Source organism: Terriglobus sp. YAF25 (genome assembly GCF_052113305.1).
Classification (GTDB): Bacteria; Acidobacteriota; Terriglobia; order Terriglobales; family Acidobacteriaceae; genus Terriglobus.
In genome coordinates this window covers 1-2,090 of sequence record NZ_JBFRCY010000770.1, presented here as the reverse complement: position 1 = coordinate 2,090, position 2,090 = coordinate 1, and the positions used below count along the sequence as shown (strand labels likewise).

Below are 2,090 nucleotides of genomic sequence, written 5' to 3'. Positions count from 1 at the left end.
CCCATATCCTCCGCGAAGGACGAGTTTCGGAGTTGCTGAATATGCAAAACCGATGCGAGGCATGACGCTGCCGTAGTAGGGATCGACAAGTCCCCGGCCATAGCCTGCTGCCGTGGCCTGTGCGCTGCCGTCGATTAGAATGACCGCTGGATTCCCCGGATCGATCGTCGACATCTTGTGATGGACTTCATAGATTGGTTGAACATACTCGTACCGTACGCCCAGGTTCAGCGTGAGCCGTGGAGTGACCTTCCAGTCATCCTGAGCGAAGTAGGCGTCGCGCCACGACCGCATTCCGACTGGGCCGGCGACTCCGCCTTTGCTGATGAATCCGGCGCGGTTCAGCACAAAATCAGCCGCGGTATATCCGGTGCTGTATCCATTGGGGTTGCCATTCGGACTGGCTGTACCGGGGCCGAGATAGTAGAACCCGCCGAGAGAACCATCGTTGCCCGGATAGAAGTTGTTCTGCTGCTGACGAAGGAACTGCACACCGAATTTGATGGTGTGGCGGTTCTTCAGCCAGGTGAAGTTGTCGCCATAGAGAAACGTGTTCAGCGTGTAATTGGTGCCGAGATTTGCGTTACCGAGAGTGGTGTACTCGGTTCCGTTGGAGGCCCGGAAGCCCTGTGGGCTGGCCGAATCGCTCATAGCGAGGGCCGTGAAACCGGCGAACGCCTGGGAGACCGCGTTATTCGATCCAATGCTGAGGAGCTTGTCGCCATTGAGTCCGAAGACTCCGGTCGGATCCAGCAGCACAGCACCGTTGTTTTGAATGCGGGTGTAGCCGGCGCGGAACTCATTCACCATCGACGCATTGAGGGTATGAACTTCATTGATGGCGACTCCGCGGACCGGGTAGGTCGGAGCGCTGGCGAAGCTGACCGGCAGAACATTGGTTGTGGTCTGTCCCTGCTCGGCCTTGCTGAACCGCACGGAGAGGGTGTCTTTCTCCGCGGCCTTCCAGTCGACTTTGATGTCGAACTGATTGCCGTAGTTCCGGTTCTTCGTCGGTCCCTGATAGTTATTGCGTGCCGGCGTATTGCTTCGGTCCGGCGTGCGGTTAGGCAGGGGATATACCTCCGGGTGCGCGAACAGATAGACGGCAGCCGGGTTCAGAACGGAGACTTTGTTGTTCGCGTAGGCGGGAAAACCGCTCGCAGTCGGATCATATAGCTGAATCAAACGAGCGTTGGAAGTGCACACGCCGCCTGAGTCGCCGGAACACATAAGGCTGCGATCAAGAAGCTCGGAGAAATCACCCTGCCTCATCTTCGTCGTCAGGACAGTTGCTGTTCCAATACCGCCGGAGTGGTACCGTCCGCCCTGGTAGTCAGCAAAGAAGAAGAGCCTGTCATGGAAGATAGGGCCGCCGAATGTCCCACCGAAGATATTGCGGGTAAAGGACGTCTTGGGAATGATTGTCGTGCCGTGTTTGTTGGCCCATGTGTTCGCATTCAGGTTGAAGTTCGACAGGTAGTAGAACGCGCTTCCATGCCATTGATTGGTGCCGCTCTTGGTTTGATAGAGGATGTCGCCGCCAAGCACGTTGCCATACTCCGCGGGTGCGTTGGCAGAGATCACCTGAACCTGGCCGATGGCGTCGACGCTCGGGTTATAGCCGGGAATATCGTCCAGCGTCTGGTTGATATTCATGCCATCCAGCAGGTATTGATTCGTCTGCTGCCGGTTTCCGTTCACCGATACGCTTTGGTTCGAGCTGATAGGCCCGGAGACTCCGGCCTGGTTTACGAAGCCATTGGGATTTGTACTGACGGCACCCGGTAGAAACATGGTGAGAGCAACAAGATTGCGGCTTACCAGCGGGATATTCTCAATGGCTCGCGTGTCGAGAGTTGTAGCAAGCGTGGGAGTCTCCGTATTAATCAGCGGCACAACCTCTGAGGTGACCTCGACGTTTTGTGCCTGGCGGGCCAGCAGCAATTTCATATCAACTTTGGCGTTCTGTCCGGTTTCAAGGACGAATGGACCGAATGTGGTTGTCGCGAAGCCGGCAGATTCGACCTTTATCTGATAGTTCCCAATCTGCAGAAAGCGAATGGCGTAGATTCCTTCGTGGTTCGTGGTGG

At 56.4% G+C, this 2,090-nt stretch carries 1 protein-coding gene; it reads right to left on the bottom strand.

Going from position 1 to position 2,090, the window contains the following annotated elements:
- Positions 1-2,090: TonB-dependent receptor domain-containing protein (locus tag AB4043_RS23500; protein ID WP_442308260.1), on the bottom strand; the 2,090-nt coding region annotated here is incomplete at both ends.